This window comes from Micrococcus sp. iso_229, from assembly GCF_058072725.1.
Window position 1 is genome coordinate 694,888 of record NZ_CM176514.1, and the last position, 15,173, is coordinate 710,060.

15 protein-coding genes are annotated in these 15,173 nt (G+C 74.3%); 14 read left to right on the forward strand and 1 reads right to left on the reverse strand.

Annotated features, from left to right (window positions below; genetic code table 11):
- Nucleotides 1-128: 128 nt before the first annotated feature.
- The 14 genes from ispG to AC3RKA_RS03320 all read left to right on the forward strand — a co-directional run bounded on the left by ispG (nucleotide 129) and on the right by AC3RKA_RS03320 (nucleotide 14,170).
- Nucleotides 129-1,280 (forward strand): flavodoxin-dependent (E)-4-hydroxy-3-methylbut-2-enyl-diphosphate synthase, encoded by a 1,152-nt coding sequence (gene ispG, locus AC3RKA_RS03255; RefSeq protein WP_036338390.1) that lies wholly within the window; start codon nucleotides 129-131, stop codon nucleotides 1,278-1,280.
- The gene (locus AC3RKA_RS03260) at nucleotides 1,255-2,187 is read left to right on the forward strand and encodes a GNAT family N-acetyltransferase (protein ID WP_387101861.1); all 933 of its coding nucleotides are present in this window, start codon (nucleotides 1,255-1,257) and stop codon (nucleotides 2,185-2,187) included. The genes ispG and AC3RKA_RS03260 overlap by 26 nt, the downstream gene beginning before the upstream one ends.
- Before the next feature lie 120 nt (nucleotides 2,188-2,307).
- Complete coding sequence (locus tag AC3RKA_RS03265) at nucleotides 2,308-4,134, forward strand: proline--tRNA ligase (RefSeq protein ID WP_475464174.1); 1,827 nt, start codon at nucleotides 2,308-2,310, stop codon at nucleotides 4,132-4,134.
- Nucleotides 4,135-4,177: 43 nt separating this feature from the next.
- Nucleotides 4,178-4,927: a sulfite exporter TauE/SafE family protein gene (locus AC3RKA_RS03270; protein ID WP_489727491.1), complete on the forward strand. Its 750-nt coding sequence runs from the start codon at nucleotides 4,178-4,180 to the stop codon at nucleotides 4,925-4,927.
- Nucleotides 4,928-5,057: 130 nt separating this feature from the next.
- Entirely contained in the window at nucleotides 5,058-5,645 is a 588-nt protein-coding gene (gene rimP / locus AC3RKA_RS03275; protein ID WP_475464172.1) for a ribosome maturation factor RimP, read from the forward strand.
- A gap of 1 nt (nucleotide 5,646) precedes the next feature.
- Entirely contained in the window at nucleotides 5,647-6,633 is a 987-nt protein-coding gene (gene nusA, locus AC3RKA_RS03280) for a transcription termination factor NusA (RefSeq protein WP_206396080.1), read from the forward strand.
- 84 nt (nucleotides 6,634-6,717) lie between these two features.
- Nucleotides 6,718-7,017 (forward strand): YlxR family protein, encoded by a 300-nt coding sequence (locus AC3RKA_RS03285; RefSeq protein WP_223246455.1) that lies wholly within the window; start codon nucleotides 6,718-6,720, stop codon nucleotides 7,015-7,017.
- A gap of 191 nt (nucleotides 7,018-7,208) precedes the next feature.
- On the forward strand, nucleotides 7,209-10,034 hold the full coding sequence (infB, locus tag AC3RKA_RS03290; RefSeq protein ID WP_489727492.1) for a translation initiation factor IF-2: 2,826 nt from the start codon (nucleotides 7,209-7,211) through the stop codon (nucleotides 10,032-10,034).
- Between the two features lie 80 nt (nucleotides 10,035-10,114).
- Complete coding sequence (rbfA, locus tag AC3RKA_RS03295) at nucleotides 10,115-10,567, forward strand: 30S ribosome-binding factor RbfA (protein ID WP_049158269.1); 453 nt, start codon at nucleotides 10,115-10,117, stop codon at nucleotides 10,565-10,567.
- A 13-nt stretch (nucleotides 10,568-10,580) separates the two neighbouring features.
- Entirely contained in the window at nucleotides 10,581-11,546 is a 966-nt protein-coding gene (gene truB / locus AC3RKA_RS03300) for a tRNA pseudouridine(55) synthase TruB (RefSeq protein ID WP_095695509.1), read from the forward strand.
- Nucleotides 11,543-11,911: a hypothetical protein gene (locus tag AC3RKA_RS03305; RefSeq protein WP_095695510.1), complete on the forward strand. Its 369-nt coding sequence runs from the start codon at nucleotides 11,543-11,545 to the stop codon at nucleotides 11,909-11,911. Before truB ends, AC3RKA_RS03305 begins: the two co-directional genes overlap by 4 nt.
- 11 nt (nucleotides 11,912-11,922) lie before the next feature.
- Entirely contained in the window at nucleotides 11,923-12,354 is a 432-nt protein-coding gene (locus tag AC3RKA_RS03310; protein WP_095695511.1) for a hypothetical protein, read from the forward strand.
- Entirely contained in the window at nucleotides 12,354-13,331 is a 978-nt protein-coding gene (locus tag AC3RKA_RS03315; RefSeq protein ID WP_095695512.1) for a bifunctional riboflavin kinase/FAD synthetase, read from the forward strand. The genes AC3RKA_RS03310 and AC3RKA_RS03315 overlap by 1 nt, the downstream gene beginning before the upstream one ends.
- Nucleotides 13,328-14,170, forward strand: a complete 843-nt coding sequence (locus AC3RKA_RS03320) for a class I SAM-dependent methyltransferase (RefSeq protein ID WP_489727493.1) — start codon at nucleotides 13,328-13,330, stop codon at nucleotides 14,168-14,170. The genes AC3RKA_RS03315 and AC3RKA_RS03320 overlap by 4 nt, the downstream gene beginning before the upstream one ends.
- On the opposite strand, the gene AC3RKA_RS03325 is transcribed toward AC3RKA_RS03320, so the two are convergent.
- On the reverse strand, nucleotides 14,148-15,152 hold the full coding sequence (locus AC3RKA_RS03325; protein WP_363738182.1) for a CPBP family glutamic-type intramembrane protease: 1,005 nt from the start codon (nucleotides 15,150-15,152) through the stop codon (nucleotides 14,148-14,150). The two genes, AC3RKA_RS03320 and AC3RKA_RS03325, sit on opposite strands and share 23 nt — an antisense overlap.
- Between the last annotated feature and the right edge of the window lie 21 nt (nucleotides 15,153-15,173).

A 15,173-nucleotide genomic window follows, 5' to 3' on the forward strand; every position in this document is an offset into this window, starting at 1 on the left:
TTCGCCGTGGGCGGTCGCCCCGCGCCCCGGGGCGCCCGCGCGCCTAGGATGGACCGGAGAACCCGGCGGCCCCGCGCCGTCGACCCCGAGAACCCATGAGGAGCGCCCCCGTGCCCGTCAGCCTTGGAATGCCGTCCGCCCCGCCGCCCGTGCTGGCCCCGCGCCGCACCACCCGGCAGATCCAGGTGGGCTCGGTGGGCGTCGGCTCGCAGCACCCCGTCTCGGTGCAGTCGATGACCACCACCAAGACGCACGACATCGGCGCGACCCTGCAGCAGATCGCCGAGCTCACGGCCGCCGGCTGCGACATCGTCCGCGTGGCCTGCCCCACGGACAAGGACGCCGAGGCCCTCAAGGTCATCGCCCAGCAGTCCACCATCCCCGTGATCGCGGACATCCACTTCCAGCCGAAGTACGTGTTCGCGGCGATCGAGGCCGGCTGCGGCGCCGTGCGCGTGAACCCGGGCAACATCAAGAAGTTCGACGACAAGGTCAAGGAGATCGCGCAGGCCGCCTCGGACCACGGCACCTCCATCCGCATCGGCGTCAACGCCGGCTCCCTGGACCCGCGCCTGCTGAAGAAGTACGGCAAGGCCACCCCGGAGGCCCTCGTCGAGTCCGCCGTCTGGGAGGCCTCCCTCTTCGAGGAGCACGGCTTCAAGGACTTCAAGATCTCCGTCAAGCACAACGACCCGGTGATCATGGCCCGCGCCTACGAGCTGCTCGCCGAGCAGGGTGACTGGCCGCTGCACCTCGGGGTCACCGAGGCCGGCCCGGCCTTCCAGGGCACCATCAAGTCCGCCACCGCCTTCGGCTACCTGCTCGGCCAGGGCATCGGCGACACCATCCGCGTCTCCCTCTCCGCGCCGCCCGTCGAGGAGGTCAAGGTGGGCCTGCAGATCCTGCAGTCCCTGAACCTGCGCGAGCGCAAGCTCGAGATCGTCTCCTGCCCCTCGTGCGGCCGCGCCCAGGTGGACGTGTACACGCTGGCCGAGCAGGTCACCGAGGGCCTCCAGGACCTCGAGGTCCCGCTGCGGGTGGCCGTCATGGGCTGCGTCGTCAACGGGCCGGGCGAGGCCCGCGAGGCCGACCTCGGCGTCGCCTCCGGCAACGGCAAGGGCCAGATCTTCGTCAAGGGCGAGGTCATCCGCACCGTGCCCGAGGATCAGATCGTGGAGACCCTCATCGAGGAGGCCAACCGGATCGCCGGTGAGATGGACCTGGGGGAGGACGGCGGTGACCAGGCTGCCGCCGGTGCCCCGGTGGTCTCCGTCCACTGACCGGGAGGTCCGGGCCGCCACGGGAGACCGCGTCCGCCTGCTGACCGACGCGGACACCGCCGCGCTCGTGGCCCTGTCCGCCCGCGCCCCCGTGTCCAACGTGTTCGTGGACTCCCTGCTCGAGGCGGGCCGCCTGGCCGGCCCGCGCGGGGGAGCCGCGGGCACCCTGTTCCTCGGGATCGACGACGACGCCCCGGGCGCCGGGGGGCTGCGCGCGGCCGTCTGGATCGGCTCGAACGTGGTGCCGGTCGCCGCGTCCGAGGCCCCGGACGCGGGCTGGGCGCCGGGCGACGCGGAGGCGCTCGGCGCGGCGACCGCCGCGCTGCGCCGCCGGTATGGGTCGATCTACGGCCCGGCCGGTCCCGTGCTGGCCGCCGGCGAGGCCCTCGCCGCCGCGGGCCACCGGTCCCGGTCCGTGCGCGCCGACCAGCCGCTGCTCGTGCTGGGCGCGGCCGGGGGGATCGACCCGAACCCGTACGTGGTGCAGGCGCAGCCACGCGACTTCGCGCGCGTCCTGCCGGCCAGCGCGGCGATGTTCGAGGAGGAGCTCGGCTTCTCCCCGTTCGCCGGCGGCGCGGCCCAGTACCGGGACCGCGTCGAGCGGCTGATCCACGCCGGGCGCGTCTTCATCGATCCGGGCCCGCGCGACGCGGGCGGCCCGCTGCGCTTCAAGGCGGACATCGGGCTGCTCTCCTCCCGGTGCGCCCAGATCCAGGGCGTGTGGATGGCCCCCGCCGCGCGGGGCCGAGGGCTGGCGGCGTCGGCGATGGCCGCCGTCGTGGACTACGTGCGCCTCCAGGCGCCCGTGGTCAGCCTCTATGTCAACGCGTACAACACCCCCGCGCTGCGCACGTACGAGCGCGTGGGGTTCGAGCGGCGCGGCACGTTCGCGACCGTCCTGTACTGACCCGGCGGACCCTGCGCGGGCGATAGGATCGGCGGTCAGGACGCCGGGCACCCCGTGCCGGCGTCGTCCCGTCCCGCGCGCCGCCCCCGACCGCGCGAGCCCGTCCGAGGAGGCCCCGTCATGCCCCTGCGCATGTCCACCCTGTTCCTGCGCACCCTGCGCGACGACCCGGCGGAGGCCGAGGTGGCGAGCCACAGGCTCCTCGTCCGTGCCGGGTACATCCGTCGCGCGGCCCCGGGCATCTACTCGTGGCTGCCGCTGGGCCTGAAGGTGCTGGCCCAGGTGGAGCGGATCGTGCGCGAGGAGATGGACGCGATCGGCGCCCAGGAGGTGCACTTCCCGGCGCTGCTGCCGCGGGAGCCCTACGAGGCCACGGGGCGCTGGGACGAGTACGGCGACGGGCTGTTCCGCCTGCAGGACCGCAGGGGCAACGACTACCTCCTGGCCCCCACGCACGAGGAGATGTTCACGCTCCTGGTGAAGGACCTGTACTCCTCGTACAAGGACCTGCCCGCGTACCTGTACCAGATCCAGACCAAGTACCGGGACGAGGCCCGCCCGCGCGCCGGCCTGCTCCGCGGGCGCGAGTTCATCATGAAGGACTCCTACTCCTTCACGGTGGACGACGCCGGCCTGGACGCCGCGTACGAGGCCCACCGGGCCGCCTACCTGCGGATCTTCGACCGCCTCGGCCTCGAGGTCGTGCCGGTGCGGGCCACCTCTGGTGCGATGGGCGGCTCCCGCTCCGAGGAGTTCCTGCACCCCACCGAGGTGGGCGAGGACACCTTCGTCGAGTCCGACGGCGGCTACCGGGCCAACGTCGAGGCCGTCACCACGGTGGCCCCCGCCCCGCTGGACGAGGCCGCCATGGCGGCCCTGCCCGCCGCCGAGGTCAGGGACACCCCGGTCTCCACCACCATCGCCGCGCTCGTGGACGTCGCCAACCAGGTGGCCCCGCGCGAGGGCGAGCCGTGGACCGCCGCGGACACGCTCAAGTGCGTCGTGGTCACCGCGGTGGTGGACGGCGGTGAGCGCCGCCCGTTCGTCGTGGGCGTGCCCGGCGACCGTGAGGTGGACCTCAAGCGTCTCGAGGCCTCCGTGGGCCCGGCGCTCGGCGTGGTCGGCGAGCCCACGCTCGAGGCCGCGACCGCCGCGGACCTGGCCGCGCACCCCGCCCTGGTCAAGGGCTACATCGGCCCCGCGGCCGCCGACGCGGTCGAGGGCACCCCGGTGCTCGGCGCGGAGGACTCCGTCTCGGGCCTGCCCTTCTTCGTGGACCCGCGCATCGCCCCCGGCACGGCGTGGATCACCGGCGCGAACGCGGACCAGCGCCACGTGTTCGGCCTCGTGGCCGGCCGCGACTTCACGTGGGACGGCGTGCTGGAGGCCACCGCGGTGCGTGAGGGCGACGAGGCCCCCGACGGCTCCGGCCCGCTGCACACCCGCCGCGGCATGGAGATGGGCCACATCTTCCAGCTCGGCCGCAAGTACGCCGAGGCCCTCGACCTGAAGGTCCTCGACGTCCACGGCAAGCAGGTCGTGGTGACCATGGGCTCCTACGGCATCGGCATCACGCGCGCCGTCGCCGCGATCGCCGAGCGCTACCACGACGACAAGGGCCTGGCATGGCCGCGCGCCGTGGCTCCGGCGGACGTGCACGTCGTCGTCGCCACGAAGGGCGAGGACGGCCTCGCCGCCGCCGAGACGCTCGCCGCGGGCCTCGAGGCCGAGGGCCTGACCGTGCTCGTGGACGACCGTCCGAAGGTCAGCCCGGGCGTGAAGTTCAAGGACGCCGAGCTCATCGGCGTGCCCACCGCCGTGGTGATCGGCCGCGGCCTGGCCGACGGCGAGCTCGAGCTCAAGGACCGTGCCACCGGCGAGGCCCGCCCCGTGCCCGTGGACGGGGCCGTCGCGGCCGTGCTCGCGGAGGTGCGCGACGGGCGCTGAGTGGTTCGGCGCCGTCGAGCTGACCGCCGGACTGCTCGTCCTCGTGCTCGTCGCGGGCTTCGCGGCGGGCTGGATCGACGCCGTCGTGGGCGGGGGCGGCCTGCTGCAGCTGCCGGCCCTGCTGCTCGTGCCCGGGCTGAGCCCGATCCAGGCCCTGGCCACCAACAAGCTCGGCTCGGTGTTCGGCACGGCGACGTCGGCGCTCACCTACCGGCGGCGCCTGCGGCAGGACCTGTCCACTGCACTGCCGATGGCCGCCGTCGCCTTCGCGGCGGCCCTGGGCGGGGCCGTGGTCGCCGCGCATCTGCCGGCCGGCGTGATCCGGCCCGTGATCCTGGTGGCGTTGATCGCCGTCGCCGTGTTCACGGCCGTGCGCCCGGGCCTCGGGCAGGTCGCCGGCGTGGGGCCGCGGCGGAGCGCCGCGCTGGTCCGGGCCGTGGCGCTCGGCGCGGCGGTGGGCTTCTACGACGGCGTCCTCGGCCCCGGCACGGGCACGTTCCTCATCCTGGGGCTGGTCCTGCTGCTCAAGTTCGACTTCCTGCACGCCTCGGCACAGGCGAAGGTGGTCAACCTCGCGACCAACCTCGGCGCGCTCGTTTACTTCGTGCCCGCGGGGCACGCGATGCTGGGCCTGGGGCTGCTGCTCGGCGCGGCCAACCTCGTGGGCGGCTACGTGGGGGCCCGCATGGCGATCGCCCGCGGCACCGGCTTCATCCGCGTGGTGTACCTCATGGTGGTGACCGCGCTCATCGTCAAGGTCGGCGCGGACACCCTCGCCCCGCTGCTGCGCTGACCGCGCCCCGTCCGACCCGGTCGGGAGCACTCGGCCCCGCCGTGGGCCGCCGGTAGGCTCGGCCCCGGATCCCGACCCCGGCCCCCGCCCGCGTGACGCGGCGGCCCCGACCCGACGAGTGAGGCACCCCATGGACAGCACCGACCGCCGCGACGACCTCGCCGAGCTGCGCACCCGCGTCGAGGAGGCCCTGGCGGCCGACGACGTGGTGGTGGAGCAGGTGCGCGCCACGGGCACCGCCGAGCACCGCACCGTCGAGGTGGTCCTCGACCGCGCCTCGGGCACCCAGGGCCTGAGCCTGGACGACGTCGCCCGCCTCTCCGGCCGGGTCTCCGCCGTCCTCGACGCCCTGGGCGACCACGTGCCCGGCGTCGGCGCGGGGGAGTACCTGCTCGAGGTCACCACCGCGGGCGTGGACCGCCCGCTCACCGAGCCCCGCCACTTCGCCCGCAACGTCGGCCGTCTCGTCGAGGTCTCGGTCGACGGCGCCGCGCCCGTGACCGCCCGCCTGAAGGACGTGACGGCCGACGACGTCGAGCTGGCCGTGGTGCGCCCGCCCGCGAAGAAGGGCATGAGGGCCAAGGAGCTGCCCGCCGAGCGGGTCGCCCTCGACCGCCTCGGTCCGGCGATCGTGCAGGTAGAGTGGAGCCCCGCTCAGCAGGCCGGCGACGCCGACGCCGCCGCGGGCGAGGACACGGCCGAGCACACGGAGGCATGAGTTGGACATCGACATGAGCGCGCTGCGCATGCTGGAGGCGGAGCGGGAGATCCCGATGGACCGCCTCATCCCCACCATCGAGCAGGCCCTGCTCATGGCGTACCACCGCACCCCGGGGGCCCTGAAGCGCGCCCGCGTGGAGATCGACCGCGCGAGCGGCCACGTCACCGTGTGGGCCACGGAGCTGGACGAGGACGACACGCCCATCGGCGAGTTCGACGACACTCCGAACGGCTTCGGCCGGGTGGCCGCCTCCACGGCGCGCCAGGTGATGATCCAGCGCATGCGCGAGGAGGACGACGACAAGGTCCTCGGCGAGTTCAAGGACAAGGAGGGCGAGCTCGTCTCCGGCGTCATCCAGCAGGGCCTGAACCGCCACATGGTCCAGGTGAACCTCGGCACCCTCGAGGCCGTCCTCCCGCCGCCCGAGCAGGTGCCCGGCGAGGACTACGCCCACGGCCGCCGGATCCGCGCCTACGTGGTCTCCGCGACGCGCGGTGCCAAGGGACCGTCCGTCACGGTGTCCCGCTCGCACCCCGGCCTCGTGCGCAAGCTCTTCGAGCTCGAGGTCCCGGAGATCGCGGACGGCTCGGTCGAGATCACGGCGCTGGCCCGCGAGGCCGGCCACCGCACCAAGATGGCCGTGCGCGCGACCCGCCCCGGGGTGAACGCCAAGGGCGCCTCCATCGGCGAGATGGGCAGCCGCGTGCGCGCCGTCATGACGGAGCTCAACGACGAGAAGATCGACATCATCGACCACGTGGACGACCCCGCCGCGATGATCGCCAACGCCCTCTCGCCCGCCACGACCGTCTCGGTGGAGATCCTCGACGCGGACCAGCACTCGGCCCGCGCCGTGGTGCCGCAGTACCAGCTGTCCCTGGCCATCGGCAAGGAGGGCCAGAACGCCCGCCTCGCGGCCAAGCTCACGGGCTGGCGGATCGACATCGTCGGCGACGGGGTCACCACCTCCGCCCCGGGCCGCTGACCGTCCCCGGGAACAGATCCGGGCCCAAACGCGCTAGGATGGATGAGGTCCTTTCTCGATCCGACGCCCGTGAGGGGTGAACGCATGACGTCTCGGACGGTCGTGCGCACCTGCATCGGATGCCGATCGAGGGCGGACCAGCAAGAGCTGGTGCGCGTCGCCCTGGACTCCTCGACGGAACCCCCATCCGTCGTCTGGGACCCGGAACGACGCCGTCCCGGCCGGGGTGCGTGGCTGCACCCCGGCGAGGACTGCCTCCACCTCGCCCTGCGCCGCCGCGCGTTCGGGCGGGCCTTCCGGTCCGCCGTCGACGCCGACGCGCTGGTCCGCACCGCGGAGGCACCGGCTGACAGACCGACAGATGAAGGCGGGTCAGAGATCTGATGCGTACCCGATGAGCACTGAAGCATGAGTGCCCAGCGATGAACTTCACCCCCTGCTATCAGGCAGGCCGTGGTGCGCGTGCCCTGGTGGCGCGCGCGACGGCCTGGAGCAACGTCAACGGTCCCAGGACGCGCTGAGACGGACAGCCCGAGCGGCTCCGTTCCGGCCCGTGGGGCCAGAACAGGAGAACCGTGGCCAAGGTCCGCGTCCATGAGCTCGCCAAGGAGCTCGGCATCACCTCGAAGGAGGCCTTGAGCACGCTCAAGGACCTCGGCGAGTTCGTCAGCTCGGCTTCGTCCACCATCGAGCCCCCGGTGGTCAAGAAGCTGCGCAACGCCTACCCGGGTGCCGGCAAGTCCGCCGCCAAGCCCGGTTCCACGCCCGCCGCCCCGGCCGCGGGCCGTTCCGCCGCGCCGAAGCCGGCGGCCGCCCCGTCGCCGCGCACCGCGGCCCCCACGTCGAACGCCGGCGCCCCGGCGCCCGGTCCCGCCGCGGGCCGCACCGCCGCGCCCAAGCCGGGCGTCGCCCCGACCCCCGGCCCCGCCGCACCGACGCCGGCCGCCCAGGTCCCGGCCGCCCCGGCCGAGCCGAAGGCCCCGCAGCCGTCGGCCACGCCGGGGTCGGCCGCGCCGAAGCCGGGCGCCGCTGCGCCCAAGCCGGGTGCCTCCGCGCCCAAGCCGGGCGCCCCGCGTCCCGGCAACAACCCGTTCAGCCCCAAGGGCGGCTCCGCCGGGTCTCGTCCGGGCGCCCGCCCGGGCGGCCGTGGCGGTGCTCCGCGCCCGGGCAACAACCCGTTCGCCCCCTCGCAGGGCATGCGCTCCGGTCGCGAGGACCGCGCGCCTCGTCCGGGCGGCGGCCCCCGTCCGCAGGCCGGTGCCGGCGGCCCCCGTCCGGGCGGTCCGCGCCCGGCCGCGGGCGCCGGCGGTCCCCGTCCCGGTGGGCCGCGTCCGAACCCGGGCATGATGCCCAAGCAGATCACCCCGGCCCCGCAGCCGGCCCGCGGCCGTGGCCGTCCGGGCGGCGGCCCCGGCGGCGGTCCGGGTCGTCCCGGCGGCCCGGGCGGCCGTGGCGGTCGAGGCAACGCCCAGGGCGCCTTCGGGCGCGGCGGCGGCCCGCGCAAGGGACGCAAGTCGAAGCGCGCGAAGCGCCAGGAGTTCGAGCAGCAGCACACGCGTGAGATCGGCGGCGTCAAGGTCCCCAAGGGCGACGGCACCACCGTCCTGCGCCTGCGCCGCGGTGCGTCCCTGGCCGACTTCGCCGAGAAGATCCGCGCCGACGTCGCCGACCTGGTGAAGGTGCTCTTCACCCTCGGCGAGATGGCCTCGGCCAACCAGTCCCTCGACGAGGAGACCTTCCAGCTGCTCGGCGACGAGCTGGGCTACAAGGTCCAGATCGTGTCCCCGGAGGACGAGGACAAGGAGCTGCTGGAGGCCTTCGACATCGACCTCGAGGCCGAGGAGGCCAACGAGGACGAGGCCGACCTCGAGCCGCGCCCCGCGGTCGTCACCGTCATGGGCCACGTGGACCACGGCAAGACGCGTCTGCTGGACGCCATCCGCTCCTCGAACGTCATCGAGGGCGAGGCCGGCGGCATCACCCAGCACATCGGCGCCTACCAGGTGCCCGTGGAGCACGAGGGCGAGCAGCGTCGCCTCACCTTCATCGACACCCCGGGTCACGAGGCGTTCACCGCCATGCGTGCCCGCGGTGCGAAGGTCACCGACATCGCCGTGCTGGTGGTGGCGGCCGACGACGGCGTCATGCCGCAGACCGTCGAGGCGCTCAACCACGCCCAGTCGGCCGGCGTGCCGATCGTGGTGGCGGTCAACAAGATCGACAAGGACACCGCCGCCCCGGACAAGATCCGCGGTCAGCTCACCGAGTACGGCCTCGTGCCCGAGGAGTACGGCGGCGACACGATGTTCGTGGACGTCTCCGCGCGCAACAACATCAACATCGACCAGCTACTCGAGGCGATCCTGCTCACCGCGGACGCCGCCCTCGAGCTCACGGCGAACCCGCACAAGGCCGCCCGCGGCGTGGCCATCGAGGCCAACCTCGACAAGGGCCGCGGCGCCGTCGTCACCGTGCTGGTGCAGACCGGCACGCTGCGCGTGGGCGACACCATGGTGGTGGGCTCCGCCCACGGCCGTGTGCGCGCCATGTTCGATGAGAACGGCAACGCCGTGGAGGCGGCCGATCCGTCGCGTCCCGTCCAGGTGCTCGGCCTGTCCTCGGTGCCGCGCGCCGGCGACTCGTTCCTCGTCACCGACGACGAGCGCACCGCCCGCCAGATCGCGGAGCGGCGCGAGGCGGCGGACCGCAACGCCCAGCTGGCCAAGCGCCGCAAGCGCATCACCCTGGAGGACTTCGACCAGGCCGTGGCCGAGGGCAAGCTGGACACGCTCAACCTGATCATCAAGGGCGACGCGTCCGGTGCCGTCGAGGCGCTGGAGGACTCGCTGCTCAAGATCGAGGTCGGCGAGGACGAGGTGCAGCTGCGCGTCATCCACCGCGGCGTCGGCGCCATCACGCAGAACGACGTGAACCTGGCGACCGTGGACAACGCCATCATCATCGGCTTCAACGTGCGCCCCGCCGAGCGGGTCGCCGACCTGGCCGACCGCGAGGGCGTGGACATGCGCTTCTACAGCGTGATCTACGACGCGATCGACGACATCGAGAACGCGCTCAAGGGCATGCTGAAGCCGGAGTACGAGGAGGTCGAGCTCGGCTCGGCCGAGGTCCGCGAGGTGTTCCGCTCCTCCAAGTGGGGCAACATCGCCGGTTCGCTCGTGCGCTCGGGCCTCATCCGCCGCAACGCCCAGGCCCGCCTGGTGCGCGACGGCGTGGTGGTCTCCGACCACCTCAAGATCGAGTCGCTGCGCCGCTTCAAGGACGACGCCACGGAGGTCCGCGAGGGCTACGAGTGCGGCATCGGCCTGGGCAGCTTCAACGACATCAAGGAGGGCGACGTGATCGAGACCTTCGAGATGCAGGAGAAGCCGCGCGTCTGACGGCCGGGGCGGGGGCCCGCACGGGCCCCCGCCCTCCGCGTCCCACCCTCTGAACCATCACCACCGGAAGGAACCGCACCATGGCCGATCCGGCACGCGCCGGCCGCCTGGCCCAGCGCATCAAGGTCCTCGTGGCCGAGGCGCTGCGCCGCGGCGTCAAGGACGACCGCGTGGAGCCCGTCACCGTGACGGAGGTCCGCGTGACCAACGACCTGCAGCACGCCACCGTCTACTACACCGTCCTGGGCGACGAGGCCACGGTGGCCGCCGCCCACGAGGGAATCCAGGACAACCGCGGCATCCTGCGCCGCGAGGTGGGCCGCGGGCTCACCATCCGCCTGGTGCCCACGCTCGAGTTCGTGGCGGACACCGTCCCCGAGGCGGCCGCACACCTGGAGGACGTCCTCCGCGTGGCCAAGGAGCGGGACGCCGAGCTGGCGAAGGCGCGCGAGGGCGCGTCGTACGCCGGTGACGCGGACCCGTACCGCGCCGCGGAGCCGGACGCCGACGCCGACGACGCCCCGCGCGCCTGAGGCCCGCGGCACGGTGAGCGCACGCAGCACCGGGGGACAGGCCCCCGACGCGCCGGGAACGGAGGCGTCGGGGGTCGTCCTCGTGGACAAGCCGCAGGGGTGGACCTCGCACGACGTCGTCGGGCGGGTCCGTCGGCTGGCGGGCACCCGCAAGGTGGGCCACGCCGGCACCCTGGACCCCATGGCCACGGGCCTGCTCGTGGTCGGCGTCAACAAGGCCACGCGCCTGCTGACCGCCATCACGGGCACGGACAAGACGTACACGGCCACGATCCGGCTCGGGCAGTCGACCGTCACGGACGACGCGGAGGGCGAGGTCGTGCAGACCCGGCTGGCCAACGCCGTCACGCCCGAGCGCGTCGCCGAGCAGGTCGCCGCCCTGACGGGCGAGATCCTGCAGGCGCCCTCGGCCGTCTCCGCCGTCAAGGTGGCGGGCCGGCGCGCCTACGATCTCGTCCGCGCGGGAGAGGACGTCACCCTCGACGCCCGCCCCGTCACCGTGCACGAGTTCACGGTGCACGAGCTGCGCCGGCTCGACGGCGGCCGGCTGGTCGACCTCGACGTCACCGTGCGCTGCTCCTCCGGGACCTACATCCGGGCGCTCGCCCGCGACCTGGGCGAGGCCCTCGAGACCGGCGGGCATCTGACGGCGCTGCGCCGCACCGCCGTCGGCCCGTTCGACGTGGCCGACGCTCTCACGATCGAGGCCCTCGCGGAGCGCTTCGCGATGACCGAGCTCTCCGAGGCCGCCGCCGGGCTCTTCCCGGTGCGCGAACTGACGGAGCATGAGGCCCACGAGCTCGCCTTCGGGCGGGTCGTGGCGCCCACCGGCACGGGTGAGACGCTCGTCGCCGGACGCGCGCCGGACGGCCGCGTCATCGCCCTCGTCTCCGACGTGCGCCGCCGCGGCGCCGACGTCGCCAAGCCCCAGCTCGTGTTCGCCCCGGCCGAGGGGCCGGGACAGGGAAGGACCGCATGATCCTCGACGCCTGGTTCTGGACGGGACTGGTGATCGGCGCCGTCTCGTTCGTGGTCTGCGTGGTGATGACGGCGATCCGCCGCCACCCCGCGGACGCCTCGATCCTCTCGGTGGCCGCCGTCGAGCTGTTCACGCTCGTCTACGCGGCGGCCGCCGCCGTCCGCCAGCTCCGCGGGGACACCCTGAACGGCCCCGGCTGGGAGTTCTGGGGCTACATCCTCACCGCCCTGATCGTGCCGGTGATCGCCGTGGGCTGGGCCGTCACGGACAAGACCCGGTGGTCCAACCTCGTGCTGGCCGTGGTCGGGCCCACGATCGCCGTGATGCTGCACCGCATGCAGGTCATCTGGTTCGGGCAGTGGTGAGGAGGACGGACATGGCACCCAGCGACGGCGCCCCCGCGCGCAACCAGGGTCTCGGCCGGATCATCGTCATGGTCTACGCGGTGTTCGCCCTCTCGGCGAGCGCGCGCAGCCTCTTCCAGATCCTCACGCAGTTCGACGCCGCCCCCGTGGCGTACACGCTCTCCGCGGTCGCGGCGGTCGTGTACATCGTGGCGACGCTCGCGCTCGCCCGCTCCGGCCCCCGCGCCTGGGCCGTGGCGCTCGGCGCCGTGCTCGTGGAGCTGGCCGGCGTGGTCGGCGTGGGACTGTGGACCGTCCTGGATCCGGGGATGTTCGCCCATGACACCGTGTGGTCCCGGTTCGGCGCGGGCTACGGCTACGTGCCGCTCGTGCTGCCGGTGGTCGGCCTGATCTGGCTGCTGACGCACCGCCCCGTCCGCCCGGCCGAGGCGGGGGCGCTCTGATGCGGGTCTGGAACAGCCTGGACGAGGTCCCCACGGACCTGCCGCGCACCGTGGTCACCCTGGGCAACTTCGACGGCGTGCACCGCGGCCACCGCGAGGTGCTGCGCCGGGTCGTCGAGCTGGCGCGGGCCCGCGACGCCCTGGCCGTGGCCGTGACCTTCACCCCGCACCCGCGCGCCGTGCACCATCCCGAGGTGCCCCACGTGGACATCATCAGCCCCGAGCAGCGGGTCGTCCTCCTGGACGAGGCGGGTCTGGACGCGGTGCTCCTGCAGCGGTACACCCTCGAGTTCGCGGACCAGTCCCCGGAGGAGTTCGTCCGCGGCATGCTCGTGCACGGGCTGCACGCCGCCGTCGTGGTCGTGGGGCACGACGTGCGCTTCGGCCGGGGCAACACCGGCGACGTCGCGGAGATGGTGCGCCTGGGCGCCCGCTACGGCTTCGAGGTCGAGGCCGTCGAGGAGTTCCCCGCCGAGCACGGGGCCGAGCCGGAGCGCCGCTGCTCCTCGACGTGGGTGCGCGAGGCGCTGGCCGCGGGCGACGTCGCGCAGGCCGCGGCCGTGCTCGGCCGGCACCACGTGCTCGCCGGCGAGGTGGTGCACGGGTTCGCGCGCGGCCGCGAGCTCGGCTTCCCCACGGCGAACCTTGAGACGGATGTGCAGGGCATGATCCCGGCCGACGGCGTCTACGCCGGCTGGGTGCACGACGCGCACGGCGGGGTGTGGCCGGCCGCGATCTCCATCGGCTCGAACCCCACCTTCGAGGACGTCTCCCGCGTGGTGGAGGCGCACGTGATCGACCGCCACGACGAGCGCGTGGAGGACTTCGACCTGTACGGCCAGCACATCGAGGTCGAGTTCGTGGCCCGGCTGCGTGGGATGGTCGCCTACGAGGGCGTCGAGAAGCTCGTGGCGCAGATCACGCAGGACGTGGACGAGGCCCGGGCGATCCTGGCCGCGACCCCCTCCGACCGGTGAGCGCCCCGGAGCCGGTCGTTCCCCCCGCCGTGCCGAACCTGCCGGGGCGCCCGGCCCGGGCCCGTCGGGCCGGGCCCAACCCCTTCGAGACCGGCGGTGAGCACTACGACGCCGTCCGCCCCTCCTACCCGGCCGCCGCGGTGGACCGCGTCCTGGCGGACACCGCCGACGGCGCGGACGTGGTGGAGCTCGGGGCCGGCACGGGACTGTTCACCCGGCTGCTCGCGGCCCGCCCGGCGGACCGGGTGCGGACGGTGACGGCCCTCGAGCCGTCGGCGTCGATGCGCGCCGTCCTGGAACGCGAGGTCGCGGCCGCCACGGGCGGGCGGGTGCGCGCCGTGCCGGGCACGGGCGAGGCCACGGGCCTGCCGGTGGCGAGCGCCGACGTCGTGGTGGCGGCCCAGGCGTGGCACTGGATGGACCCGGCCGCGGCGAGCGCGGAGGCCGCACGGGTGCTGCGCCCGGGCGGGCGCCTGGCCGCGGTGTGGAACCAGCTCGACACGGCGGTGCCGTGGGTGCACCGTCTCACCCGGATCATGCACGCCGGGGACGTGCACGCCGCCCGGCCGGAGCAGCGCCGGTTCGCCGCCCCGTTCGGGGCGGAGGAGCACGCGCGCTGGGCGTGGACGCAGCCCATGACCGCGGCGGGGCTGCACGGGCTCATGGCCTCGCGCTCGTACTGGCTGCGCGCGGACGAGCGGATCCGGTCCCGGATGACGGCCAACCTCGACTGGTACCTGCACGAGCACCTGGGCCATGCGGCGGACGCGGTCCTGCAGGTGCCCTACGTGACGGTGGCCTGGTGGGCGGCGCCGGTCAGGGGCGGGCGCCCACGGTGACCGGGACCGTCCGGGCGATCCCGGCCCGCCGCGCCTGCCAGAGCAGCAGCGCCGTGGCCACCGCGACCACCGCCACCGAGAGCAGCGTGGCCGCCGGGGAGCCGGCGGTCTCCGCACCCACGTAGCTGTCCTCGACGGTGCCCACGAGCGTGCCGACGGCGATGATCACCACGTTGTTGACCACGTGGAGGGCGACGGCGGCCTCGAGCCCGCCCGTGCGCCACGTGAGCAGGACGGCGGCGACGGCGAACGCGGCGAGGTCCAGCAGGATCCACGGGTCGAGCGAGCCGTGGGCGAGGGAGAAGGCCGCCGCCGAGAGCGCCGCGGTGACGGCGACGGCCACGACCGGCCGGCGGATCCACGTGCCGACGGCCAGCAGCAGCCACCCGCGGAACAGGTACTCCTCACCCGCGGCCTGGAACGGGGTGAGCACGAACGCCATGACGAGCAGCCAGACCCAGTCCTGCGCGCGCGGGGCCGTGGGGGCGCCGTCGAGGGCCCACGTGCCCAGCACGTAGGCGAGGAACAGCGGCGTCAGCACGACGACGCAGCGCGCCAGCCAGCGCCAGCGCACGCGGCCCTCGACCGAGTGGACGAAGCGGGCGGCGACGGGGTGGCCCAGGGCCACGGCCAGCAGCGCGACCCCGATCAGTGCGGCGAGCAGGAGGTTGTTCAGCAGCACCATGGGCGCGGAGTACAGGTCGAGGTCGGTCACGTCCGTGGGGTCGGCCGCGCCGAGCAGTGCGGGCCCGGACGTGGCGATCAGGGCGAGAGCGCCCAGCACGCCCCCGAGCACGAGCAGGCCCACCAGGCCGGCCAGCACGAGGCCGAAGGACGCGAGCGGGTTCCACCATCGGGCCCGCGGCGTGCGCAGCAGCGCGGGGTAGCCGTGGCCGATCAGCGGCAGGTCCAGGGGCGGCGCGGGCGGCCGGAGGGGGAACGACGGCGGGGCCGGGGAGTGGGGGACCGGTGGGGTGCTCACCGGGCCAGGGTAGGCGATGCG

What these genes read in the sequence shown, in the direction of transcription:
- ispG (WP_036338390.1), top strand. Translation starts at nt 129, where the DNA reads ATGCCGTCCGCCCCGCCGCCCGTGCTGGCCCCGCGCCGCACCACCCGG.
- AC3RKA_RS03265 (WP_475464174.1), top strand. Translation starts at nt 2,308, where the DNA reads ATGCCCCTGCGCATGTCCACCCTGTTCCTGCGCACCCTGCGCGACGAC.
- rimP (WP_475464172.1), top strand. Translation starts at nt 5,058, where the DNA reads ATGGACAGCACCGACCGCCGCGACGACCTCGCCGAGCTGCGCACCCGC.
- AC3RKA_RS03285 (WP_223246455.1), top strand. Translation starts at nt 6,718, where the DNA reads ATGACGTCTCGGACGGTCGTGCGCACCTGCATCGGATGCCGATCGAGG.
- rbfA (WP_049158269.1), top strand. Translation starts at nt 10,115, where the DNA reads ATGGCCGATCCGGCACGCGCCGGCCGCCTGGCCCAGCGCATCAAGGTC.
- AC3RKA_RS03305 (WP_095695510.1), top strand. Translation starts at nt 11,543, where the DNA reads ATGATCCTCGACGCCTGGTTCTGGACGGGACTGGTGATCGGCGCCGTC.
- AC3RKA_RS03310 (WP_095695511.1), top strand. Translation starts at nt 11,923, where the DNA reads ATGGCACCCAGCGACGGCGCCCCCGCGCGCAACCAGGGTCTCGGCCGG.
- AC3RKA_RS03315 (WP_095695512.1), top strand. Translation starts at nt 12,354, where the DNA reads ATGCGGGTCTGGAACAGCCTGGACGAGGTCCCCACGGACCTGCCGCGC.